The sequence below is a fragment of the Xanthomonas protegens genome, from assembly GCF_038442435.1.
GTDB lineage: Bacteria > Pseudomonadota > Gammaproteobacteria > Xanthomonadales > Xanthomonadaceae > Xanthomonas_A > Xanthomonas_A sontii.
This window is the reverse complement of the sequence record NZ_JAQJCQ010000001.1, coordinates 501,584-524,209: the sequence shown is the minus strand read 5'-3', so window position 1 is coordinate 524,209 and position 22,626 is coordinate 501,584. Positions and strand designations below refer to the sequence as shown.

The 22,626-nt window shown below is 70.4% G+C and carries 18 protein-coding genes; 9 read left to right on the top strand and 9 right to left on the bottom strand.

Annotated elements, in window-relative coordinates; genetic code table 11:
- Positions 1-42: 42 nt before the first annotated feature.
- From PIQ37_RS02245 to PIQ37_RS02215, 7 genes are all read right to left on the bottom strand, one after another.
- Positions 43-4,119 carry a CHASE domain-containing hybrid sensor histidine kinase/response regulator gene (locus tag PIQ37_RS02245; RefSeq protein WP_342072191.1) on the bottom strand — a complete coding sequence of 1,359 codons (4,077 nt, stop codon included), beginning with the start codon at positions 4,117-4,119 and terminating at the stop codon, positions 43-45.
- Positions 4,120-4,416: 297 nt separating this feature from the next.
- Positions 4,417-5,718: a DUF445 domain-containing protein gene (locus PIQ37_RS02240; RefSeq protein ID WP_407136389.1), complete on the bottom strand. Its 1,302-nt coding sequence runs from the start codon at positions 5,716-5,718 to the stop codon at positions 4,417-4,419.
- Positions 5,719-5,809: 91 nt separating this feature from the next.
- Positions 5,810-6,661: a ParB N-terminal domain-containing protein gene (locus PIQ37_RS02235; RefSeq protein ID WP_342072190.1), complete on the bottom strand. Its 852-nt coding sequence runs from the start codon at positions 6,659-6,661 to the stop codon at positions 5,810-5,812.
- Between the two features lie 148 nt (positions 6,662-6,809).
- Positions 6,810-7,124, bottom strand: a complete 315-nt coding sequence (locus PIQ37_RS02230; RefSeq protein WP_342072189.1) for an EthD family reductase — start codon at positions 7,122-7,124, stop codon at positions 6,810-6,812.
- Between the two features lie 243 nt (positions 7,125-7,367).
- Complete coding sequence (locus PIQ37_RS02225; protein WP_342072188.1) at positions 7,368-8,876, bottom strand: CoA-acylating methylmalonate-semialdehyde dehydrogenase; 1,509 nt, start codon at positions 8,874-8,876, stop codon at positions 7,368-7,370.
- A 26-nt stretch (positions 8,877-8,902) separates the two neighbouring features.
- Positions 8,903-10,015, bottom strand: a complete 1,113-nt coding sequence (gene ald, locus PIQ37_RS02220) for an alanine dehydrogenase (RefSeq protein ID WP_342072187.1) — start codon at positions 10,013-10,015, stop codon at positions 8,903-8,905.
- A 64-nt stretch (positions 10,016-10,079) separates the two neighbouring features.
- The gene (locus PIQ37_RS02215) at positions 10,080-11,468 is read right to left on the bottom strand and encodes an aspartate aminotransferase family protein (protein WP_407136387.1); all 1,389 of its coding nucleotides are present in this window, start codon (positions 11,466-11,468) and stop codon (positions 10,080-10,082) included.
- 187 nt (positions 11,469-11,655) lie between these two features.
- Here PIQ37_RS02215 and PIQ37_RS02210 point away from each other — a divergent pair, with 187 nt between their 5' ends.
- The gene (locus tag PIQ37_RS02210; protein ID WP_342072185.1) at positions 11,656-12,204 is read left to right on the top strand and encodes a cupin domain-containing protein; all 549 of its coding nucleotides are present in this window, start codon (positions 11,656-11,658) and stop codon (positions 12,202-12,204) included.
- A gap of 70 nt (positions 12,205-12,274) precedes the next feature.
- The gene (locus PIQ37_RS02205; RefSeq protein WP_342072184.1) at positions 12,275-13,777 is read left to right on the top strand and encodes an aldehyde dehydrogenase; all 1,503 of its coding nucleotides are present in this window, start codon (positions 12,275-12,277) and stop codon (positions 13,775-13,777) included.
- Positions 13,778-13,940: 163 nt separating this feature from the next.
- Here the strand turns inward: PIQ37_RS02205 and PIQ37_RS02200 are convergent, their stop codons facing one another.
- Positions 13,941-14,438 (bottom strand): DUF1203 domain-containing protein, encoded by a 498-nt coding sequence (locus PIQ37_RS02200; RefSeq protein ID WP_342072183.1) that lies wholly within the window; start codon positions 14,436-14,438, stop codon positions 13,941-13,943.
- A 388-nt stretch (positions 14,439-14,826) separates the two neighbouring features.
- Here PIQ37_RS02200 and PIQ37_RS02195 point away from each other — a divergent pair, with 388 nt between their 5' ends.
- Genes PIQ37_RS02195 through PIQ37_RS02185 form a run of 3 tightly spaced genes read left to right on the top strand, consistent with a single transcriptional unit; the run spans position 14,827 to position 16,359 of the window.
- Entirely contained in the window at positions 14,827-15,399 is a 573-nt protein-coding gene (locus PIQ37_RS02195) for a TetR/AcrR family transcriptional regulator (protein ID WP_342072182.1), read from the top strand.
- Positions 15,396-15,728 carry a YciI family protein gene (locus tag PIQ37_RS02190; protein WP_342072181.1) on the top strand — a complete coding sequence of 111 codons (333 nt, stop codon included), beginning with the start codon at positions 15,396-15,398 and terminating at the stop codon, positions 15,726-15,728. The genes PIQ37_RS02195 and PIQ37_RS02190 overlap by 4 nt, the downstream gene beginning before the upstream one ends.
- A gap of 31 nt (positions 15,729-15,759) precedes the next feature.
- Positions 15,760-16,359 (top strand): DNA-3-methyladenine glycosylase I, encoded by a 600-nt coding sequence (locus PIQ37_RS02185; RefSeq protein WP_342072180.1) that lies wholly within the window; start codon positions 15,760-15,762, stop codon positions 16,357-16,359.
- A 62-nt stretch (positions 16,360-16,421) separates the two neighbouring features.
- On the opposite strand, the gene PIQ37_RS02180 is transcribed toward PIQ37_RS02185, so the two are convergent.
- Positions 16,422-17,012: a hypothetical protein gene (locus tag PIQ37_RS02180; RefSeq protein WP_342072179.1), complete on the bottom strand. Its 591-nt coding sequence runs from the start codon at positions 17,010-17,012 to the stop codon at positions 16,422-16,424.
- A gap of 297 nt (positions 17,013-17,309) precedes the next feature.
- Between PIQ37_RS02180 and PIQ37_RS02175 the strand changes: the two genes are divergently transcribed.
- Genes PIQ37_RS02175 through PIQ37_RS02160 form a run of 4 tightly spaced genes read left to right on the top strand, consistent with a single transcriptional unit; the run spans position 17,310 to position 22,463 of the window.
- Positions 17,310-18,992, top strand: a complete 1,683-nt coding sequence (locus tag PIQ37_RS02175) for an OFA family MFS transporter (RefSeq protein WP_342072178.1) — start codon at positions 17,310-17,312, stop codon at positions 18,990-18,992.
- A gap of 15 nt (positions 18,993-19,007) precedes the next feature.
- Entirely contained in the window at positions 19,008-19,862 is an 855-nt protein-coding gene (gene fdhD, locus PIQ37_RS02170) for a formate dehydrogenase accessory sulfurtransferase FdhD (RefSeq protein ID WP_342072177.1), read from the top strand.
- Positions 19,859-22,207, top strand: a complete 2,349-nt coding sequence (locus tag PIQ37_RS02165; protein WP_342072176.1) for an FdhF/YdeP family oxidoreductase — start codon at positions 19,859-19,861, stop codon at positions 22,205-22,207. The genes fdhD and PIQ37_RS02165 overlap by 4 nt, the downstream gene beginning before the upstream one ends.
- On the top strand, positions 22,197-22,463 hold the full coding sequence (locus PIQ37_RS02160; RefSeq protein ID WP_342072175.1) for a hypothetical protein: 267 nt from the start codon (positions 22,197-22,199) through the stop codon (positions 22,461-22,463). Before PIQ37_RS02165 ends, PIQ37_RS02160 begins: the two co-directional genes overlap by 11 nt.
- Positions 22,464-22,626: the final 163 nt, after the last annotated feature.

Sequence of the window (22,626 nt, the reverse complement as noted above, 5' to 3'; positions counted from 1 at the left end):
GGGTTCCCGTCGGACACGCGCCGCCGCGCGGGCGGCGCTCTCTCAATCGCGTGCATCGGCCAGCCATCGCCTGACTTGAGCCTCGGCTTCGCGGAAGGAAAAATTCTCCAGCAACTGTTGCAGTTCGGCGGCCTGCGCCGCCGGCAGGACAGGCGCCAGTTGCCGCAGCGTACGGTCGATGCGGTCCGGATCGTCGCTGTCCAGCACCTGCAGCACCTGATACCAGGAGGCCTGCAGCGTCGCCGGATCGACCGCGGCGATGTTCGCTGCCGCAGGTGGCGTCGCAACCTGGGTGGCGTCGGCGAAGCGCAGCACTTCGGCAGCGGTGTCGGCCATCGCCGCGGCCAGCGCGGCGATCTCGGCGTCGGCCTGCGTCGGCGCCGTGCTCAAGCGTTCTTCGAGGGCGGCGCTGGCGATGCTCAACGCCGGCAAGGCCAGCGATCCGGCTGAGCCGCGCAACTTGTGCACCAGCGAGACGGCCTCGGCGGGCCGTTGCGCTTCCAGCAGGGTGCGGACGCTGGCCGCCGGGTCCGGATGCTCCTGCAACAGCTTCAGCAGATAGCGCCGATACGGATCGCGCTCGCCCCAGAGCCGCTGCGCCTGGACGGTATCGAGCAACGCAGGATCGCTGACCGGCCACTCGTCCGCCGGCAGCGCCGACGGTGGCGCCGCCAGCGGCAGCAGGGGCAGCGCGGTCAGGTCCGGCGGCAGGAACCGGCGGATGATCGCGATCAGGTCCTCGACCTGGAACGGTTTGGCGATGAAGCCGTTCATGCCGCTGGACAGCGCCATCTCCTGCTGCTGGCGATAGGCGCCGGCGGTGAGGGCGATCACCGGCACGGCGGCCAGGTCCGGATCGGCACGCAGTTGCCGGGTGGCTTCGTAGCCGTCCATGGTCGGCATCTGCACGTCCATCAGCACGACGTGGAAGCGGCCGGGATCGCGGCGTAGCCGCTGCAGCGCCTGCGCGCCGTCCTGCGCCAGGTCGACCAGCGCGCCTTCGCCTTCGAGGATGCGCTGCGCGACCTCGCGGTTGATGTCGCTGTCGTCGACCACCAGCAAGCGGGCCCCGGCCAGGCGTGCGACGCCGTCGCCGTGCGCTGGCGCGGGCAGCTCGCCGTTGCGGCGCGCCAGCAGCATGGCGATGGTGCGCTGCAGGGCCGAGGCGGTGACCGGCTTGGTCATCACCGCATCCACGTCGGCGACGCCAGGCTGCTGCTCCTGGATCATGCGCCGCTCGTAGGCGGTGACCATGACGATGATGGGCTGCCGGTCCGGCGCCGATTGCGCGCGGATGCGCTGGGCCACGCTCAACCCGTCCAGGTCGGGCATGCGCCAGTCCAGCAGGATCACGTCGAATTCGGCCCGTTCCGGCGCGGCCGCGGCCAACGCGGCGGTGCCGCTGGACACCGCTTCCACCTGCCAGCCGAAGCCGTTGGCGATGTCGGTCAGGCTGCGTCTCACCAGGTCGTGGTCGTCGGCGATCAACACCCGCCGCGCCTGCGCCGGTTCGGCGTCGGCGGCCGGTGCCGGCGCCACCGCGAACGGAATGACGAAGTAGAAATCGCTGCCCTGGCCGGGAGCGCTCTGCACTTCCAGTTGCCCGCCCATCAGCTCCACCAGGCGCCGGCTGATGGTCAGGCCCAGGCCGCTGCCGCCGTAGCGGCGGCTGGTGGAGGTGTCGGCCTGCAGGAACGGCGAGAAGATCAGGCTCTGCTTCTCGCGCGGGATGCCGATGCCGGTGTCGCGCACCGAGAACAGCAGCTTGAGCTTGCCGGGTTCGGCGCCGGGGAAGGCACGCACCGACAGCGCCACCTCGCCCTGTTCGGTGAACTTGATGGCGTTGCCCACCAGGTTGATCAACACCTGGTTCAGGCGCAGCGCGTCGCCGCGCAGCCAGCGGCAGCCCGGCGGCAGCGGCTCGACGATCATCTCCACCGGCTTGGCGCTGGTCGCCGAGGTCATCAGCGCGGCGATGTTCTCCAGCAACTCGTTGAGATCGAACGGCGCCGATTCCAGGTCGATGCGCCCGGACTCGATCTTGGAGAAGTCGAGGATGTCGTTGATGATCTCCAGCAGGTTGCGTGCGGACAGCTCGATCTTCTGGATCATGTCCTGCGCCGCCTGCGACAGCGCGCTGTGCCGCAGCAGGTACAGCATGCCCAGGATCGCGTTCATCGGCGTGCGGATCTCGTGGCTCATGTTGGCCAGGAAATCGCTCTTGGACTGGTTGGCGCTTTCGGCCGCGTCGATCGCCAGGCGCAGCTCGCGCTCGCGCCGCTTCTGCTCGGTCAGATCGACCGCGATGCCGAGGTAGCCGATCACCCGGTCGTCGTCGTCGCGCAGCGTGCTCAGGGTGAGCAAGACCGGGAAGGCGTGGCCATCCTTGCTCAGGTAGGTCCACTCGCGGGTGTCGCTGCGTCCCAGCGTGGACAGCGCGGCCACCGACTCGAACGAGGGCTGCACCGGCATGCCCGATTGCGCGGCCATGCGCTCGGCGCGTGCACTCAGCTGTTCCGGGTCCAGGAACAGGCCCGTGGCCTTGCGCCCGATCAACTCGTGCGCGGCGTAGCCGAGCAGCAGTTCTGCGGCCGGATTGAACAGGGTGATGACGCCGTCCGGATCGGTGGCGACGATCGCGTAGCCGGCATTGGCCAGGATCGCGCGCTGCAGCGCCGAATAGGTCACCAGTTCGCTGGTGCGCTCGGCCACCTGCTGCTCCAGCGTGGCGTTGAGCTCCAGCACCCGCGCCTGCGCGCGCACCTGTTCGGTGACGTCGTGCAGCAGGTGCGAATGGCCGATGGTGCCGCCGCGGGTGCCGGCGATCGGCGAGACGCTGGCCAGGACGCTGACGGTGTGACCATCGCGGTGGCGCAGTTCGCGGACGCCGTCGCCGCTGTCGATGGGATCGCGGACGTGCGCGCCCAGCAACCGCTGCAGCGGCTGGCCGATGGCCTGCTCGGGGGTGTAGCCGAAGATGCGCGTGGCCGCGGGATTCCAGTGGGTCACGCGGCCGCTCAGGTCTTCGGCGACGATCGCTTCGCTGGTGCCGGCGACCAGGGCGGCCAGTTGGCTCTGCTCGCTGAGGATCAGGTCGCGGCGGCGCAGGCTGGTCAGGAACACGTACAGCAGGGTGGCCAGCAACAGCGCGATGCCGGCGGCCAGGGCGCCGGCGAACAGCGGCGAGGTCTGGTCGAGCGAGCGCATGAAGCCCGGCGTGGCGTGTGCGCCGATGCGCCACTGGCGTCCATAGACCGCCAGGGTGCGTTCGGCGGTGGGGCCTCCGGCCAGGATCGGTGTGGCGCTGTCGCGATAGAACGGCTGCGCCGGGGTCTGGCTGTCGGCCAGGCTCAGATGCAGTTCGTTGCGGTGGTCGTCGGAGGAGGCCAGTACCTCGGCGATGCTCAATGGGGCGTATGCCCAGCCGCTGGTGGCCTGCCAGCGCTGTTCCGGGGTCTGCAGCGGCAGGCCTTCGCGATACACCGGCAACAACAGCAGAAAGCCGCTCTTGCCCAGCCCCGGCCGCTGCACCAGGCGGATCGGCGCGGTGATGGTGGGCTTGCCCGAGTGCGCGGCGGCGATCGCCGCGTCGCGTCGCGCCGGTTCGGAGGCGATGTCGAAGCCCTGTGCCGGCGTGTTGGACTGCGTCGGCTGGATGTAGACGATGACGAAGCGATCGCCGTCGTGCGGCCCCAGCTCACTGATCTGCAGCGACGGTGCGCCGTCGGCGCGGGCCTGCTGCAGGAACGCCGCCTCCTCGGCGCGCGGCACCCGCTGGATGTAGCCGAAGCCGCGCACCCCGGGGAACTCGCGCAGATAGTCGCGCGAGGCGCTATAGCGGGCGAAGCGCTCGCGCGAGATGCGGTCGCCGCCGGCCGCGATCACCGCACCGCGCGCGCCGCGCAGGCCGTGCTCGTACATGTCCAGGCGCTGCCGCAGATCGTTGGCGACGTGCGAGGCCAGTTGCTGGAAGCGCGCCTGCGCCTGCGCGCGGTTGCGCTGCTGCACGCCATGCGCGATCAGCAGCGCGGCGAGCAGCCCGACGGCCAGCACGGCCAGGGCGGCGAGCCGCGCAAGCCGCGCAGGGCCGGCGATGGGTGTCCGGCGTTTCTTCGACATGCTCCCCCTTCCTCTGGCGAACGCGCGTTCGGCACGCGCATCGGCTTCCCCCGACCGGTTGCGGGATGGCGTTCACAGCGGCGACGCAGGCCCCGCAGGTCGTCCCCCAACGCTAGCGCGGGCGTGGCTGTCGCGCCAGCCCTTCGGTGCAAAGAGTCGAGGCGTGTCTACACCTTGCTGTGTGGGTGGCACCGGGTGCCGCGGGTCAGCGGTCCGTCGTGGGGTGCGTGCGTCGCATCGTGCGTCGGCAGCGGGGCCGGCCGCGCCAGCGGCGCAGTGCATCCTTGCCATGCACGCTCAGCCAAGCAGCGTGACGGCAGCGTGCAGTGCCAGCCCGATCAATCCGCCGACCAGAGTGCCGTTGAAACGGATGTACTGCAGGTCGCGGCCCACGCTCAGCTCCAGTTGCTCGACCAGGTGGCGTTCGTCCCAGCCCTTCACGGTCTGCGCGATGTGCTCGGTGACGCCGCTGCGCAGGCGCTGGGTCAGCCGCTCGGCGCCGCCGAGCAGGTGCTGGTTGAGCGCCTCGCGCAGGGCGGGATCCTGCGCCAGCGACTGGCCGAGCGCGCCGAGGGCGCACTGCAGGTGCTGCACCAGCGCACCGTCCTGGCGCGACAGGTCCTCGCGCAGCGCGCCGTGGATCTGATCCCACAGGCCCTGCACGTACTCCTGCACGCCGGGGTGGTCGATCAGCCGCTGCTTCAGCGCCTGCACTTTCTCGGCGGTGGCGGGATCGGCGCGCAGCCGTTGCACGTAACCGCCGAGCCAGCGCTCGTAATCCTGGCGCAGCGGATGCTGCGGCTGCGACAGCACGTCCTGCAGTTCTTCCAGCAGCGCGTGCGCCAGGCGCTCGGCAAGGGTGTCGGCGATGCCTTCCACCGGCTTCACCCATTCCACGGTGCCGACCAGCTTGGGCCATTCGCGCCGCGCGTACTTGACGATCATTGCCGACACCCGCTGCTTGACCGCGGCATCGTCCAGGTGCCGGCCGAGCCGGGTCAGCGCTTCGTCGAGCAGTGCGTGGTGGCGGCTGTCGGCGGTGAGCAGGCCGAGCAGTTCGCCGGCGGTGGCGGCGGCGTCCCAGTCGCGCAGCCGCGCCACCACGAAACCATGGATGCGGCGCCGCACCGCGGCTTCGTCCAGCAAGTCCAGCGCCTGCAACGCCCAGCCGCGGGCCAGATCGGCCAGCCGTGCGGACTGCGCCGGCTCGGCCAGCCACTGGCCCAGCCGCGCCGCGGGATCGAACGCGCTGAGCTTGGCCAGCAGCGCGCCCGGTTCCAGGAACTGATCGCGCACGAACACCGCCAGGCTGTCGGCGATGCGCGCCTTGCCGTGCGGGATGATCGCGGTGTGCGGAATCGGCAGGCCCAGCGGATGCCGGAACAGCGCCACCACCGCGAACCAGTCGGCCAGCGCGCCGACCGTGGCCGCTTCGCAGAACGCGCCGACCCAGGCCCACACCCCGTGCAGGCCCATGGCATGGCTGAGCAGGAAGCCGCACAGCATCGCCAGCAGCAACAGCGCCGCCAGCAGCTTCATGCGCCGCAACTGCGCGCGGCGCGGATCGGGGGGCAGGGCAGGGCCGGAAGACACGCTCATGCGGCCGAGTCTACGCAGTGCGCGGTGAGCGCGGTTGCATGCGCGGCGGCCAGGTCATCCGGCCGGGGCATGGATGACGTGTATGCGTGGATCAGCCCGGCAACTGCGCGCGCAGCGCCGCCACTTCCTCGCGCAGCGCCTGGTTCTCGGCCTCGAGTTCGGCCACGCGCTGGCGCAACGCAAGCGTGGCGTCGCCCTCGGCGTCCGCTGCGGACGCCGCGTCCTCGGCGGCGGCCGGTGGGGCCGGTTTGGGCTTGCGCTTGGACTCGCGGGCGCGCTTGGCGGCCTGCTTCAGTTCGTCCTTGCCGGCCATCGCCGCGGCGCGCTGTTCCTCCTCAGGCAGGCTGGCCACCGCCGCGGCGGCATTGATCGAGATCGCACCGGACTTGACCGCTTCCACCACCTCGGCCGCGGCCTGCTTCTGGATCTTCTCGATCTGCACCACCTGGCTGTTGCTGAGCCGCGCCACGCGCGCCAGCTCGGCGCGGCTCAGCGGTGCCGGCGCGTCCGCCCAGGGCGGCGTATCGGCGTCGTTGACGGCATCGGCGGAATCGGCGGCGGCACGGTCGGTGTCGGCGACGTCGGCAGCGGGGGTGTCCGCGGCGGCTGCGCTGGCGCGCCGCTCGGCGAGGATCTCGCGCTTGCGCAGCGCCAGCACACCACGCTGGAAGTCGGAGACGCTGCGCCGGCCCAGATGCTGGTCGATCATCCACAGGTGCACGTCCTGCAGCGACTGGAAGCGGGTGTTCTGTACGGTCTGGAACGGCAGGCCGTGCTTCTGGCAGATGCCGTAGCGGTTGTGCCCGTCGACCAGGATGTCGCCCCACAGCACCAGCGCGTCGCGGCAGCCCTCGGCCAGCAGGCTGCGTTCCAGGGCAGCGTATTCGTCGGCGGTCAGCGGATCGATGTAGGCCTTGAGGTCTTCTTTGACAACGATGTTCATCAACGGGCGGTGCGGCGTGGCGACGGGGGCGGCATTGTAGAGGGCCGGGATTGGAGATTGGCGGATTCGGGATTCGCAAATGCGCAAATCTGCGTGCTGTTGCCAATCCCCAATCCCGAATGCCCAATCCCGGCTCGCGCAGCGAGCCTTACCCGACAACCACCTCACTGATCTGCATCACCGGCGTCAGGTCGGTGTAGTTCTTGATGTCGCCGAGGATCTCCTCCGCATGCGGGCCGAAGCCGGCCTGGAAGGACTCCACCGAGTCGCAGAAGATGTGGCACATGCCGACGTAGATCGGGTCGCTGCCGGGGGTGCCGCCGGACAGGCCCTTGTCCACGGTGTAGCGCAGGCAGGTCGCGCCCATGCGCGCCTGCACCAGCGGCATGTGCGTGTCGCGGTAGTAGGCATGGTCGAAACGGGCGCCTGGCGTGTACGGGTACATCACGCTGACCTTGATCATGGAGCGGCTCCTGTGGCGGCGGCGGACCCGGCCGGGCGCCGGGGTGGCGCAAGGCTACACCCGGCCCTCGGCCGGCGCGTGTTGCGCTGCGGTGGGCGCAGGGCCGGGAATGGGGAATCGGGATTGGGGAATCGCAACAGCAAGAGCAACAGCAACAGCAAGTGATGCGGTTGCCGGGTTGTCCGATGCGGGCGCCGCGGCGCTTTTGCGATTCCCTATTCCCGATTCCCCATTCCTAGCCCTCTACCGCATCGTCGGCATCGTGAACTCGGCGCCGCCCGCGGCCTCCGGCCAGCGCGCGGTGACGGTCTTGAGCCGGGTGTAGAAGCGCACCCCGTCCGGGCCGTGCACATGCAGCGGCCCGAACAGCGAGCGCTTCCAGCCGCCGAAGCTGTGGAAGGCCATCGGCACCGGGATCGGCACGTTGATGCCGACCATGCCGGCCTGCACCTGCCGCGCGAACGCGCGCGCGGCGCCGCCGTCGCGGGTGAACACCGCCGCGCCGTTGCCGTAGTCGTGGTCGGCGATCAGGCGCAACGCGGCGGCGGCGTCGGCCACCCGCACCACGCACAGCACCGGGCCGAAGATCTCTTCGCGGTAGATGCGCATGTCGCTGCGCACGTGGTCGAACAGGCTGCCGCCGAGGAAGAAGCCCTGCGGGTGGTCGGGCGCACCCGCCGGGCGGCCGTCGACCACCAGGCGCGCGCCCTCGGCCACGCCGCTGTGGATGTAGCCGAGCACGCGCTCCCGGTGCGCGGCGCTGACCAGCGGGCCCATGTCCGGCTCGTCGCGGCCGGCGTCGGCCTGGCCCGCGCCCAGGCGCAGCGCGGCCACACGCGGCGCCAGCTTGGCCACCAGCGCATCGGCCAGCGCGTCGCCCACGCACACCGCCACCGAGATCGCCATGCAGCGTTCGCCCGCCGAGCCGTAGCCGGCACCGAGCAGGGCGTCGGCGACATCGTCCAGGTCGGCGTCGGGCAGCACCACCAGGTGATTCTTGGCCCCGCCCAGCGCCTGCACGCGCTTGCCCAGCGCACTGCCGCGCGCGTACAGGTCGGCGGCCACCGCGGTGGAGCCGACGAAGCTGAGGGCCTGCACCTGCGGGTGCGCCAGCAGCGCGTCCACCGCCGGCTTGGCGCCGTGCACCACGTTGCACACGCCGGCCGGCAATCCGGCCTCGTGCAGCCATTCGGCCAGGAGCAGCGACGCCGAGGGCGCGTGTTCGGAGGGCTTGAGCACGAAGCTGTTGCCGCAGGCCAATGCCACCGGCAGCATCCACAGCGGCACCATCGCCGGGAAGTTGAACGGGGTGACGCCGGCCACCACGCCCAGCGGCGCGTATTCGCTCCAGGCGTCCACGCCGCGGCCGACGTCGTGCGAATGCTCGCCCTTGAGCAGGTGCGGGATGCCGCAGGCGAACTCCACCACCTCCATGCCGCGGACCACTTCGCCGCGCGCGTCGGTCACGGTCTTGCCGTGCTCGGCGCTGATGCAGCGTGCCAGTGCATCAGCATTGCGTTCCAGCAGCTCGCGGAAGCGGAACAGCACCCGCGCGCGCTGCAGCGGCGGCGTCGCCGCCCAGCCGGGGAAGGCCGCACTGGCGGCGTGCACCGCCATCTCCACCGCATGCGCGGCGCCCAGCGGCACGTGGCGCTGGACGACGCCGGTCGCCGGGTCGAAGACCTCGGCGTGGTCGTCGCCGCGGAAGGCGACGGGCTGGCCGTCGATGTAGTGGGACAGGGTGTCGCGCATCGTGCTCGATCCTCGGATGGACAGGGTCAGCCCAGCGCGTCCAGCGGCCGCACGAACTCCTGGCCCAGCGCCTGCGCCACCGCGCGGTGGGTGAGCTTGCCGGCGTGCACGTTGAGGCCGTTGCGCAGGTCCTGGTCGTCGCGCAGCGCCTGCAGTCCGTGTTCGGCCAGCAGCAGCACGAACGGCAGGGTGGCGTTGGTCAGGGCGAAGGTGGAGGTGCGGGCCACGCCGCCGGGCATGTTGGCCACGCAGTAATGCACGATACCGTCGACCTCGTAGGTCGGCTGCTGGTGCGTGGTCGGGCGGCTGGTCTCGAAGCAGCCGCCCTGGTCGATCGCCACGTCCACCAGCACCGAGCCGGGCCGCAGCAGCGCCAGTTGGTCGCGCGACACCAGCTTGGGCGCGGCCGCGCCGGGGATCAGCACCGCGCCGATCACCAGGTCGGTGTGCGGCAGGCACTGCTCGATCGCATCGCGGGTGGAGTACAGCGTGGTCAGTTGCTGGCCGTAGAGCTCGTCCAGGTACTTGAGCCGCTCCAGCGAGCGGTCCAGCACGGTCACCCGCGCGTGCAACCCCATCGCCATGCGCGCGGCGTTGATGCCGACCACGCCGCCGCCGATCACCAGCACCTGCGCCGGCTTGACCCCGGGCACGCCGCCGAGCAACACGCCGGAGCCGCCCTGCGCCTTCTCCAGCGCATGCGCGCCGGCCTGGATCGCCATGCGCCCGGCGACCTCGCTCATCGGCGCCAGCAGCGGCAGGCCGCCGTGGCCATCGGTGACGGTCTCGTAGGCGATGGCGGTGCAGCCGGAGCGCTGCAGCGCCGCCGCCTGCTGCGGATCCGGCGCCAGGTGCAGATAGGTGAACAGCAATTGCCCGGGGCGCAGCATCGCGCATTCCTCCGGCTGCGGTTCCTTGACCTTGACGATCATCTCGGCCTGCGCGAACACGCTGGCCGCATCCTCGGCGATGCGTGCGCCGGCGCGCTCGTACTCGGCATCGGTCAGACCGATGGACTGGCCGCCGCCGCGCTGCACCAGCACCTGGTGGCCGTGCACCACCAGTTCGCGGACCCCGGACGGGGTCAGCCCGATCCGGTACTCGTGGTTCTTGATCTCTTTCGGAACGCCGACCAGCATGTGCGGTTCTCCAGGCAGACGCGGCGCGTGGGGAGCGCGGGCGGTGGGTTGGGTGAGGGAAGGATCAGGGTGTGCTGCGGATCATGTCCGCCAGCATCGCGAAGATGCGCTCGATGTGCGTGGCTTCCACGATCAGCGGCGGCGACAGCGCGATGGTGTCGCCGGTGACGCGGATCAGCAGGTCGCCTTCGTGGAAGCAGCGCTCGAAGATCTCGTAGGCGCGCGCGCCGGGCACACCCTTGCGCGGCGCCAGTTCGATCGCGCCGATCAGGCCGAAGTTGCGGATGTCGATGACGTGCGGCAGATCGCGCAGCCGGTGGATGGCCTCCTCCCACACCGGGCCCAGTTCGATCGCCTTGTCGAACAACTGTTCCTCGGCATAGGTGTCCAGCGTCGCCAGCGCGGCGGCGCAGGCCAGCGGATGGCCGGAATAGGTGTAGCCGTGGAACAGGTCGATGGCGTTGGCCGGGCCGTGCGCGAACGCCTCGTGGATGGCGTGGGACACGAACACCGCGCCCATCGGCACGCAGCCGTTGGTCAGGCCCTTGGCGGTGGTGATCATGTCCGGGGTCACGCCGAAGCGCTGCGCGGCGAAGGCGTGGCCGACGCGGCCGTAGCCGGTGATGACCTCGTCGAAGATCAGCAGGATGCCGTGCTTGTCGCACAGTTCGCGGATGCGCTGCAGATAGCCGTGCGGCGGCAGCACCACCCCGGCCGAACCGGAGATGGGTTCGATGATCACTGCGGCGATGGTGGAGGCATCGTGCAGGGTGACCAGCCGCTCCAGGTCCTCGGCCAGTTCCGCGCCATGCGTCGGCAGGCCGCGCGAGAATGCGTTGCGTTCCAGGTCGAGCGTGTGCCGAAGATGGTCCACGCCCGGTAGCAGCGGGCCGAATGCCTTGCGGTTGTTCGGCAGGCCGCCCACCGAGATACCGCCGAAGCCGACCCCGTGGTAGCCCTTCTCGCGGCCGATGAAGCGGGTACGCTGGCCCTCTCCGCGGGCGCGGTGATAGGCCAGCGCGATCTTCAGCGCGGTGTCCACCGACTCGGAGCCGGAGTTGGTGTAGAACACGTGGTCCAGGCCCGGCGGCGCCAGTTCCACCAGCCGCTCGGCCAGCACGAACGGCAACGGCGAGCCCATCTGGAAGGTCGGCGCGAAATCCAGCGTGGCGATCTGCCGCGCCACCGCCTCGACGATGCGTGGCCGCGCGTGGCCGGCGTTGCAGCACCACAGCCCGGCGGTGCCGTCGAGGATCTGGCGCCCGTCCACGCTGCGGTAGTGCATGCCCTCGGCCGAGGCCAGCAGCCGCGGCCGCGCCTTGAACTGGCGGTTGGCGGTGAACGGCATCCAGAACGCCTCCAGCGTGTCCGGCGCGCGGGTGGCCTGCGCAGCGTAGTGGTCGGACAGCGCCTGGGACGAGAGGGGCGGCTGAGGGCGCATCGCAGGCTCCACGCGAGGGATGTTGAAAAAACTTTACACCATGCCGCTGCGCCGGGTGTGACCCGGCGTGTCGCAGTTCGCGCGAATCGGGCGGGCTTTTCCTGGTTGCGCCGCAACACGGGCGCGCGGCGCGAAATTGACCGTCCGGGGCGGGTGTGTAAAGTATCCGGCAACACCGCCACCGGCGTTCCCATTCGCGATGGATATCGGCGCCCGCCTGCATCGGGTTCGCACCGCCCACGGCCTGAGCCAGCGCGAGCTGGCCAAGCGCGTGGGCGTGACCAACAGCACCATCTCGCTGATCGAGCAGAACAAGGTCAGCCCGTCGGTCAGTTCGCTGAAGAAGGTGCTGGACGGCATCCCGATCTCGCTGGCCGAATTCTTCACCCAGGACCTGGACGCCGGCGGGGCCGATGCGCCGTTCTATCGCGCCGACGAACTGCCCGACGTCGGCAGCGACGGCATCCATTATTACCTCGTCGGCCGGCATCGCCCGCAGCGGCAGATGTGCATCCTGCGCGAGGTGATGCCGCCCGGCAGCGACACCGGCAGCGCGATGCTGGTGCACGATGGCGAAGAGGGCGGGGTGGTGGTGGCCGGCGAGGTGGAGATCACCGTCGGCAGCCAGGTGCGGGTGCTGCGCGCCGGCGAGGGCTACTATTTCGAAAGCCGGGTGCCGCACCGGTTCCGCAACGTCGGCCGCGAGACCGCGGTGCTGGTCAGCGCCAATACGCCGGCCACGTTCTGAGCCGCATGCGCAGCGCGCCACCGTTGGCCGTCGCGTCCCTCCGATCCTTCCTCCGCAGCAGGAGTTCCCGATGACCGCACCCCGCACCCGCGACGCCTGGCAGGCGCTGGCCGACACGCTGCGTCCGCGGACCCAGGCCTTCATCGACGGCCGCTACGTCGATGCGGCCAGTGGCAAGACCTTCGACTGCATCAGCCCGATCGACGGCCGCCTGCTGGGTCGCGTGGCCGAGGGCGAGGCCGCGGACATCGACCGCGCGGTCGCCGCGGCGCGGCGCAGCTTCGAGGCCGGGCACTGGTCGCAGGCCAAGCCGGCGCAGCGCAAGAAGCGCTTGTTGGCGCTGGCGCACCTGGTCGAACGCCATGCCGACGAACTGGCCTTGCTGGAGTCGCTGGACATGGGCAAGCCCGTGCGCGATGCGCGGCGGGTCGACCTGGCGGCGACGGTGCGCTGCCTGTCCTGGACCGCCGAGGCGGTGGACAAGCTGTACGGCGAAGTGGCGCCGACCGGACAGGACGAACTGGGCCTGATCACCCGCGAGCCGCTGGGCGTGGTCGGCGCGATCGTGCCGTGGAATTTCCCGCTGCTGATGGCGGCGTGGAAGATCGCCCCGGCGCTGGCCGCGGGCAACTCGGTGGTGCTCAAGCCTTCGGAGAAATCGCCGCTGAGCGCGTTGCGCCTGGCCGAACTCGTCGCCGAGGCGGGCATTCCCGACGGCGTGTTCAACGTGGTGCCGGGCTTCGGCAAGGGCGCCGGCGAGCCGCTGGCGCTGCACATGGACGTGGACGGGCTGGTGTTCACCGGCTCCACCGCGGTCGGCCGGCGCCTGCTGCAGTGCGCGGGGCTGTCGAACATGAAACGCGCGTACATGGAATGCGGCGGCAAGAGCCCGAACCTGGTGTTCGCCGATGCGCCGGACCTGGAACAGGCGGCGCAGGCGGCGGCGATGGCGATCTTCTACAACCAGGGCGAGGTCTGCACCGCGGCCTCGCGGCTGCTGGTGGAGCGTTCGATCAAGGACAGCTTCGTCGAACGCGTGGTCGCCGCCGGCCGCGCGCTGCAGCCGCGGCATCCGTTCGACGACGATGCGGCGATGGGCGCGCTGGTCGACGAGACCCAGACCCACCGCGTGCTCGACTACATCGCCCGCGGCAACGCCGAGGGCGCGCGCCTGCTGCTCGGCGGCAAGCGCGTGGAGGTGGTGCCCGGCGGCTGCTACGTGGAGCCGACCATCTTCGACGAGGTCGGCCACGAACACACCATCGCCCGCGAGGAGATCTTCGGCCCGGTGCTGTCGGTGATCGCCTTCGACGACGAGGCGCACGCCCTGCGCATGGCCAACGACAGCGACTACGGCCTGGCGGCGGGCGTGTGGACCCGCGACATCGGCCGCGCGCACCGCGTGGCGCGCAAGCTGCGCGCCGGCAGCGTGTGGGTGAACTACTGGGACGGCGGCGACATGACCGCCCCGTTCGGCGGCTACAAGCAATCGGGCAACGGCCGCGACAAGTCGCTGCACGCCTTCGACAAGTACACGGAGATGAAGGCGACGTGGATCAATCTGGGTGAGTAGCCGGGATTGGGGATTTGGGAGTGGGGATTGGTGAAAAGCGGGGTTGCGGCTGCGGATGTCGTAGGAGCGGCTTCAGCCGCGACAGGCCTTCCCGGGAAGGCCATCGCGGCTGAAGCCGCTCCTACGACGGCAACGGCGGCGTTTCAGATCGCGGTGCAGCCACTCATCCCCAATCCCGACTCCCCAATCCCGGCTCCCGCTCCACCCGGCACGCGAAACAGCCCTGCCGCGCATGATGCAGATGCAGGTAGCGCACCTGCGGATCGGCGAAGGCGCAGGCGATCGCGGTGGCGATGCGTTCGCCCGGCTGCACGTCGGCGGCGATCAGCATGTCGTGGGCGTCGTAGCCGCGCAGCGAGATCAAGCGGCGGACGATGGCATCGGGCACTTCGCCCGGCGCCGGTGTGGCGGTGGCGACGTGGCGGCGCACGTAGATCGGGCCGGCGGCGCGGTACGGGGTCTGCGCGGGTTGGTGCAGGTAGTGCAGCAACAGCAGTTCCTCGCCGGGCCGCGCGTCCTCCAGGCTGATCCGGCAGGGATAGCCGAGCGCGCTGTCGGCGCGGAGGCGCCGCGCGTGACGTGCCTGCAGCTGTGCGTCGTCGAGGTCGAACAGCAGGGCGAACGGCGCGGCCGGCAGGCCGACGCAACGGAAGCTGGACATGGGCGCTCCAGGAACGGATGGAGCGCGCAGCGTGCCGGTCGGCGTGCCGCCGTGCCGGCCGCATTCGGACACGGCACTGGTCACGCCTGGCATCCGGCATGGAGGCGGTGGCGCCTGGCGTCGCGGTGGCGGCGTTCGCAGCGCGCGGCGGCGGGTGAGGGGCGCGACGTACGTGCGAGGGTCGCCCTACGCGTCGGCCCGGATGGCGACGCTACGCGCACGAGCACGCAGGCCTTGCGTGCGTGGCGGTCCGCGTCGGCGCCAGGCGGATCGATGGCAGCGCTGCGGCAACCGGCGGCGGGCGGCCGTTCTAGGTCGATTGACCTAGTCGCATTGCCGGCATTAGGATGGTTGTCCTAATGGGCTTGGCCTGATCGGGGGGATGAGGATGGACACGCGTGCACGCATCGTTGCCGAGGCCGACCGCCTGTTCTACACGCAGGGCTATGCGGCCACCTCGTTCGCCGATGTCGCCGATGCGGTCGGCATCTCCCGCGGCAACTTCTACCACCACTTCAAGAGCAAGGACGCGATCCTGGATGCGGTGATCGCGCTGCGTCTGGAACGGACCCGGACGATGCTGCAGGGCTGGGAAGACGCAGCGGCAGCACCCGCCGACGGCATTCGCCAATTCATCCAGATCGTGGTGCGCAACCAGGCGTCGATCATGCGCCATGGCTGCCCGGTCGGAAGCTTGTGCGGCGAGCTGTCCAAGCTCGAGCACCCTGCGCAGGCGCAGGCCACGCAGCTGTTCGGCCTGTTCCGCCAGTGGCTGCGCCGGCAGTTCGAACGCCTCGGGCGCAGCGCCGAGGCCGATGCGCTGGCCATGCACGTGCTGGCCTTCAGCCAGGGCGTGGCGGTGCTGGCGCAGGCGTTCGGCGATGCGGATTTCGTCCAGCGCGAGGTCGCGCGCATGCAAGCCTGGCTCGACGCGGTTGCCGCCGCGCCGGCAGCCACGTGATCGGCGTCGTTTTCCTCTTTCTCACTCGCAGGAGCGTGCTCATGTTCATCGTGTTGTTGCGTTTTGCCGCCGATCGCAGTCAGGCCGGGCCGTTGCTGCAGGCGCATGTGCAGTGGTTGCAGCAGGGCTTTGACGATGGCGTGTTCGCGCTGGCCGGGAGCCTGCCGCCGCAGGCCGGCGGCGCGATCCTGGCGCATGGCCTGAGCCGCGCCGACCTCGAGCGCCGGCTGCAGGCGGATCCGTTCGTCGCGGCCGGCGTGGTGCGCAGTGAAATCGTCGAGGTGGCGCCGGCCAAGGCCGCACCCGGCCTCGAATTCCTGCTGGCATGAGCCGGCGTCGCGGCATCGACAGGACCTGCGCATGAACGCCACCATTCCCGGCCCCGACGGTCGCCCGCGTTGCCGCTGGTGCGCGGCGGCGCCGGAGTTCTTCCACTACCACGACAGCGAGTGGGGGTTTCCGGTCGACGACGACCGCCGCCTGTTCGAGAAGCTGTGCCTGGAGGGATTCCAGTCCGGGTTGAGTTGGCGCACCATCCTGGCCAAGCGCGAGAACTTCCGCGCGGCCTTCCTCGACTTCGATTACCAGCGCCTTGCCTTATTCGACGACGGCGACGTGGCGCGGCTGCTGCAGGATCCCGGGATCGTCCGCCACCGCGGCAAGATCGAGGCGGCCATCCACAATGCGCGCATGGCCCAGGCGCTGGTGCGGCAGGAAGGGTCGCTGGCGGCGTTCGTCTGGCGCTACGAGGCGCCGGCGGCGGACACCGCGCAAACGCGTGCGACCTCGCCCGAATCGGTGGCGTTGTCGAAGGCGCTGAAGGCGCGCGGCTGGAAGTTCGTCGGGCCGACCACGGTGTATGCCTTCATGCAGGCCATGGGCCTGGTCAACGATCACGCCGAGGACTGCGTGGTGCGTGCGCAGGTGGAACGGGCGCGGGCGCGTTTCCGCCGCCCGTGAGCGGCGGATGCGCGGGCCGCCCGATCGTGCCGGGCGGGCCGCGATCGCGGCGCGTCCGCGCCTCAGCGCGGCAGGTAATCGGCGAAGGCGACCGCGTGCCGTGGATCGGCCGATTGCACCTGGTCGGCGTCCTTGACCAGGGCCTCGGCGTCGGGCGAAGGATTTGGGTTCATCTCCCAGCGCTGCTGGATGCGCTTGTGGAACAGCCACTGCTTGCGCTGCGCGTCGTAGCGGAAGGTGATGAAGTCGGTCCAGTGCTGGCCGCAGGAGACCCCGTTCTGCACGGTGAAGTAGCGACCCTTGGCCGCGAACGGTTCGTCGCCATCGGTGAACGGATCGCACTGGCCGCCCTCGTCGCGCTTGAGGATCACCCGGTCGTTGCGCGCCGCCAGCCGGTAGTGGCCGTCGCCCTGCTGCACGAAGATCAGCAGCGGTCGCGCCGGGGCCGGATCGCGCTGCGCCTCGCCGCGCTGCTGCAGCGCGACCAGATAATCGGCGCGGCCGTCGCCATCGAGATCGGCCTGCAACTGCGCCAGCGGCTGATAGCCGGCCGGCACCTGGCGCAGCACATCGGCGGGAAGGTCGGCTGCATGGGCGAGATGGCTGCCGAGCAGCAGGGCGGCGGCGACGCCGAGGCGGGACGGGGTGGGCATGGGCGTTTCGCAGGCGAAGGGGGCGCAAGCCTAACCGACCGGGTCGCGGGAGCGGCATCACGCATCCACCGGCGTCCTGTGCGCTGGTGGATCGTGGGGCGCGCGTCCGGCCGTCCCACGCCAGAGCAGCGCCAGCGCACGGAGGCGTGTGCTGGGGGGCGCGGCGGCGGCGCGCGTTTTGTAATACCCTCGGCTCGTCCGGTCGTCCGTTCCGGCGCCGTTCAGCGAATGGGACGGTGAGGCTGCCGCAGGCGCTCCACCGCCACCAGGGGGCCAGGTCTCGGAGGAAAGAACTGCATGAATGAAACGCATCGCATCGTTGGCTCCGTGCCGGCCGATCACGCTGGCGTGCTCTCGAAGGAACGCATCGTCGCCCAGCCCGGGTTCAACCGCTGGCTGGTGCCGCCGGCGGCGCTGGCCATCCATCTGTGCATCGGCATGGCCTACGGCTTCAGCGTGTTCTGGTTGCCGCTGTCCAAGGCGCTGGGCGTCACCGCGGCGGTGGCCTGTCCGCCCGACATGGGTTTCCTGGCGCGCATCGTCTCGGCCAGTTGCGACTGGAAGATCAGCGAACTGCAGTGGATGTACACGCTGTTCTTCGTGTTGCTGGGCTGCTCGGCGGCGCTGTGGGGCGGCTGGCTGGAACGCGCCGGCCCGCGCAAGGCCGGCGTGGTCGCGGCGCTGTGCTGGTGCGGCGGCTTGGTGATCTCGGCGCTGGGCATCCACCTGCACCAGATCTGGCTGCTGTGGCTGGGCTCGGGCGTGATCGGCGGCATCGGCCTGGGACTGGGCTACATCTCGCCGGTGTCGACGCTGATCAAGTGGTTCCCGGACCGCCGCGGCATGGCCACCGGCATGGCGATCATGGGCTTCGGCGGCGGCGCGATGATCGGCAGCCCGCTGGCCGACGCGCTGATGCGGCATTTCGCCGGCCCCGACTCGGTGGGCGTGAAGGAAACCTTCCTGGTCATGGCCGGGCTGTATTTCGTGTTCATGATGGCTGGCGCGTTCGGTTACCGGGTGCCCCCGAGCGGCTGGACCCCGGCCGGCTGGACCGCGCCGACGGCCAGCGCCAACGCCATGATCACCGCCCATCACGTGCACGTGCGCAAGGTCTGGGGCATCCCGCAGTTCTGGCTGCTGTGGGGCGTGCTGTGCCTGAACGTGTCGGCCGGCATCGGCGTGATCGGCATGGCCTCGCCGATGCTGCAGGAGGTGTTCGGCGGCCGCCTGATCGGCGTCGATGCCGGCTTCGCCAGCCTCGACACCGCGCAACTGGCGGCCATCGCCGCCATCGCCGCCGGCTTCACCGGCCTGCTGAGCCTGTTCAACATCGGCGGGCGCTTCTTCTGGGCCAGCATGTCCGACAAGCTCGGCCGCAAGCACACCTACTCGCTGTTCTTCGTGCTCGGCATCGCCCTGTACGCGGCCGCGCCGTGGGCCGGCAAGTTCGGCGGCAGTGCGCTGTTCGTCGGCATCTTCTGCGTGATCGTGTCGATGTACGGCGGCGGCTTCGCCACCATCCCGGCCTACCTGGCCGACCTGTTCGGCACGCAGATGGTCGGCGCCATCCACGGCCGCCTGCTGACCGCCTGGGCCACCGCCGGCATCCTCGGCCCGGTGGTGGTGGGTTACATGCGCGAGTACCAGTTGGGCATGGGCGTGCCGCCGTCACAGGTGTACAACACCACCATGTACATCCTTGCCGGGATGCTGGTGCTGGGCCTGATCTGCAACCTGCTGGTACGGCCGGTCGCGGCCAGGCATTTCATGACGCCGGAGGAACTGGCGGCGGAGAAGCGGCTGGCGCACGAGCGGGTCGGCGGCAGCGGCCAGGCGGCGCTGGACGCGGCACAGCTGGCGCAGGTCGGCCGCGGCGGCAACCCGTTGTGGCTGATACTGGCCTGGCTGGCGGTCGGGGCGCCGATGCTGTGGGGCATCTGGGTCACCCTGCAGAAGGCGTTCGTGCTGTTCCACTGAGTCCGGAGGGTCGCGATGTATTCGGGTGCGTCATCCAGGCCAGGTGCGGTCGCGCGCGGCGTGCGTCGCCACCGCGACGGGCGCACGACCCTCGCCCAGGACCTGGTGGCCGCCGAGGTGCCGGTGGCGTTCGCCTACAACGGCACGCCCTTCGTGGTGATGATGGCCACGCCGGAAGACCTGGAGGATTTCGCGCTCGGCTTCTCGCTCAGCGAGGGCATCGTCGAGGCGCCGGCGCAGTTGCGCATCGAAGCGGTCGAAACGTATCTGGAAGGTGTGTCCCTGCGCCTGCGGATTCCGCCGACGCAGGCGGCGGCATTACAGGCGCGGCGCCGCAACCTGGACGGGCGCAGCGGCTGCGGCGTGTGCGGCAGCGAGTCGCTGGAGGCGGTGTTGCGCGCGCCGCGGCCGGTGTCGGCCGGTACCCCGATCGCGCCCGAGGCGCTGGCCCAGGCCCTGCGCGCGCTGCGCGCGCAGCAGACCCTCAACGCGCTGACCGGCGCCACCCATGCCGCGGCCTGGGCCGACGCGCGCGGCGAGCTGCAGCTGATCCGCGAGGACGTCGGCCGCCACAACGCGCTGGACAAGCTGATCGGCGCGCTGGCCGGCGCCGGCCTCGATCCGGCCGCCGGCTTCGTGGTGGTCACCAGCCGTGCCAGCTACGAAATGGCGATGAAGGCCACGCAGGCCGGCATCCCGTTGCTGGCCGCCATTTCCGCGCCGACCGCGCTGGCCATCGCGCTCGCCGACAGCGCCGGCCTCACCCTGATCGGTTTCGCCCGCGATCACGATTACGTCGTCTACAGCCATCCGCAGCGCCTGGGGCAGCACGTCCCACCGCAGACCGAACCCGCCGGAGAGCCCGCATGAGCAAGAAGACCATCCAGCCGTACACGCAACCGGCCGGCGGTTGGGGCGCCTTGCGCGCCGTGGCCAAGCACCTGATGGAGCAGGACGTGGCGGTGCAGGGCGCCAAGACCCTGCTGCACGCCAACCAGCCCGATGGCTTCGACTGCCCCGGTTGCGCCTGGCCCGACCGCGACCACACCTCCACCTTCGAGTTCTGCGAGAACGGCGCCAAGGCGGTGGCGGCCGAATCCACCGCGCGCCGCGCCACCCCCGAGCTGTTCGCCCAGCACAGCGTCGCGCAACTGGCCCGCTACAGCGACTACTGGCTGGAAGGGCAGGGCCGGCTGACCCAGCCGCTGCGCTACGACGCCGACACCGACCACTACGTGCCGATCGACTGGGACGACGCGTTCGCGCTGATCGCCCAGCACCTCAACGGCCTGGCCTCGCCGAACGAGGCGATCTTCTACACCTCCGGCCGCACCAGTAACGAAGCCGCGTTCCTGTACCAGTTGTTCGTGCGCGAGTTCGGCACCAACAACTTCCCGGACTGCTCCAACATGTGCCACGAGCCGTCCGGCACCGCGCTCAAGGCGCAGATCGGGGTCGGCAAGGGCACGGTGTCGCTGCAGGATTTCGAGCTGGCCGATGCGATCTTCATCTTCGGCCAGAACCCCGGCACCAACCATCCGCGCATGCTCGGCGAACTGCGCCAGGCGGCCAAGCGCGGTGCGGCGATCGTCTCGTTCAATCCGCTGCGCGAACGCGGCCTGGAGAAGTTCGCCGATCCGCAGGACAAGCTGCAGATGCTGCACAACGGTTCCACGCGCATCTCCTCGGACTATTTCCAGCTCAAGATCGGCGGCGACCTGGCGGCGGTGAAGGGCATCATCAAGCATGTGCTGGAGCGCGACGCCGAGGCGGCCAGCAGTGGCCAGCCGCGGCTGCTGGACCTGGAGTTCATCGCCGGCCATACCGTCGGCTTCGAGGCTTTCGCCGCCGAGGTCGCGGCCGAGCCGTGGGACACCATCGTCGAGGAATCGGGGCTGAGCGAGGCCGAACTGCGCAAGGCCGGCGAGATCTACCTCAAGGCCGAGCGGCTGATCGCCTGCTGGGGCATGGGCATCACCCAGCACAAGCATTCGGTGGCGACCATCCAGATGATCGCCAACCTGCTGCTGCTGCGCGGCCATCTCGGCCGTCCCGGCGCCGGCGCCTGTCCGGTGCGCGGCCACAGCAACGTGCAGGGCGACCGCACCATGATGATCTACGAGAAGCCGCCGGAGGCGTTCCTGGACCGGCTGCAGGCGGTGTTCGGCTTCGCGCCGCCGCGCGCGCCCGGTTACGACACGGTCGGTGCGATCGAGGCAATGGCCGATGGCCGCGCCAAGGTGTTCTTCGCCATGGGCGGCAATTTCGCCACCGCCACCCCCGATACCGACGCGACCCATCGCGCGCTGCGCCGCTGCGATCTCACCGTGCACGTCACCACCAAGCTCAACCGCAGCCACCTGGTGCACGGTCGCGACGCGCTGATCCTGCCGTGCCTGGGCCGCACCGAGATCGACATCCAGGAGGGCGGGCCGCAGCACGTGAGCGTCGAGGATTCGATGAGCATGGTGCACCTGTCCGGCGGCATCAATCCGCCGGCCTCGCCGCAGTTGCTGTCCGAGCCGGCGATCGTGGCGCGGCTGGCCGAGGCCACGCTGGGTGCGCGCAGCGCGATACGCTGGCGCTGGCTGGTGGCTGACTACGACCGCATCCGCGACCTGATCGGGCAGATGTTCGACGACTTCGCCGACTTCAACGCGCGGGTGCGGGTGCCGGGCGGCTTCCGCCTGTCCAACGGCGCGCGCGACCGCGAATGGGACACGCCGGAGGGCCGCGCGGTGTTCAAGGTGCATGCGGTGCCCACCGACAACCCGATCCACCGCGCGCGCCGTCAGCACCCGGGGCAATTGGTGTTCACCTTGGCGACCACGCGCTCGCACGACCAGTACAACACCACCATCTACGGCCTGGACGACCGCTACCGCGGCGTGTTCGGCGAGCGCCGGGTGCTGTTCATCAACGCCGCCGACATCGCCGACCTGGGCATGCGCGCCGGCGACTGGGTGGACCTGCACAGCCTCTGCGAGGATGGCGTGCCGCGTCAGGCCAAGCGCTTCATGCTGGTCGAATACAACATCCCGCGCGGTTGCCTGGCGGCCTACTACCCGGAGACCAATGCGCTGGTGCCCTTGTCCAGCTTCGCCGACGAGGCGCGCACGCCGACCTCCAAGTCGATTCCGGTGGTGGTCACCGCGCATCTGGCCGACGCCGCCGCGGCGTCCCCGCGCGACATCGGTGTGGCGCTTGTCCGCTGATCCGCTGCTGACCGCGCGTCTGTTGCAATTGCTGGCCGAGGCGCCGGACGGCATGGCGCTGGCGCGCGTGTGCAAGCGCCTGGACGTGCGCATGAGCGTGCTGTTGCGCACGCTGGCCTGGCTCGGCGATGCCGAACTGGCCGGGCAGGCGGGGCCGGGTTGGGTGCGGGTGGAGCGGCGCGGCGAACGCGAGATCGCGGTGCTTGCCGACGCAGGCCGAGCCGCTGCGCAGGCGGCGGGTACTGCCTCGTCCTGAGTCCGGCGGTGGCCGTCGGGCCTGGCCTGTGATGCGCACCACGGGATGCACCGAGCCTGCCAGCACATGGCGCATTTTTTCGCCGTGTCCGCGCCGCACGCGGTCAAGTTTGCTTCCACCATGCCGATGAGGCGATCACGCATCGCGGGTGTCGTGTCGTGTT

Bases quoted from the DNA above. Each gene is read 5' to 3' on its own strand.
- PIQ37_RS02245 (WP_342072191.1), bottom strand. From the start codon at position 4,119: ATGTCGAAGAAACGCCGGACACCCATCGCCGGCCCTGCGCGGCTTGCG.
- PIQ37_RS02240 (WP_407136389.1), bottom strand. From the start codon at position 5,718: ATGAGCGTGTCTTCCGGCCCTGCCCTGCCCCCCGATCCGCGCCGCGCG.
- PIQ37_RS02235 (WP_342072190.1), bottom strand. From the start codon at position 6,661: ATGAACATCGTTGTCAAAGAAGACCTCAAGGCCTACATCGATCCGCTG.
- PIQ37_RS02230 (WP_342072189.1), bottom strand. From the start codon at position 7,124: ATGATCAAGGTCAGCGTGATGTACCCGTACACGCCAGGCGCCCGTTTC.
- PIQ37_RS02225 (WP_342072188.1), bottom strand. From the start codon at position 8,876: ATGCGCGACACCCTGTCCCACTACATCGACGGCCAGCCCGTCGCCTTC.
- ald (WP_342072187.1), bottom strand. From the start codon at position 10,015: ATGCTGGTCGGCGTTCCGAAAGAGATCAAGAACCACGAGTACCGGATC.
- PIQ37_RS02210 (WP_342072185.1), top strand. From the start codon at position 11,656: ATGGATATCGGCGCCCGCCTGCATCGGGTTCGCACCGCCCACGGCCTG.
- PIQ37_RS02205 (WP_342072184.1), top strand. From the start codon at position 12,275: ATGACCGCACCCCGCACCCGCGACGCCTGGCAGGCGCTGGCCGACACG.
- PIQ37_RS02200 (WP_342072183.1), bottom strand. From the start codon at position 14,438: ATGTCCAGCTTCCGTTGCGTCGGCCTGCCGGCCGCGCCGTTCGCCCTG.
- PIQ37_RS02195 (WP_342072182.1), top strand. From the start codon at position 14,827: ATGGACACGCGTGCACGCATCGTTGCCGAGGCCGACCGCCTGTTCTAC.
- PIQ37_RS02185 (WP_342072180.1), top strand. From the start codon at position 15,760: ATGAACGCCACCATTCCCGGCCCCGACGGTCGCCCGCGTTGCCGCTGG.
- PIQ37_RS02180 (WP_342072179.1), bottom strand. From the start codon at position 17,012: ATGCCCACCCCGTCCCGCCTCGGCGTCGCCGCCGCCCTGCTGCTCGGC.
- PIQ37_RS02175 (WP_342072178.1), top strand. From the start codon at position 17,310: ATGAATGAAACGCATCGCATCGTTGGCTCCGTGCCGGCCGATCACGCT.
- fdhD (WP_342072177.1), top strand. From the start codon at position 19,008: ATGTATTCGGGTGCGTCATCCAGGCCAGGTGCGGTCGCGCGCGGCGTG.
- PIQ37_RS02165 (WP_342072176.1), top strand. From the start codon at position 19,859: ATGAGCAAGAAGACCATCCAGCCGTACACGCAACCGGCCGGCGGTTGG.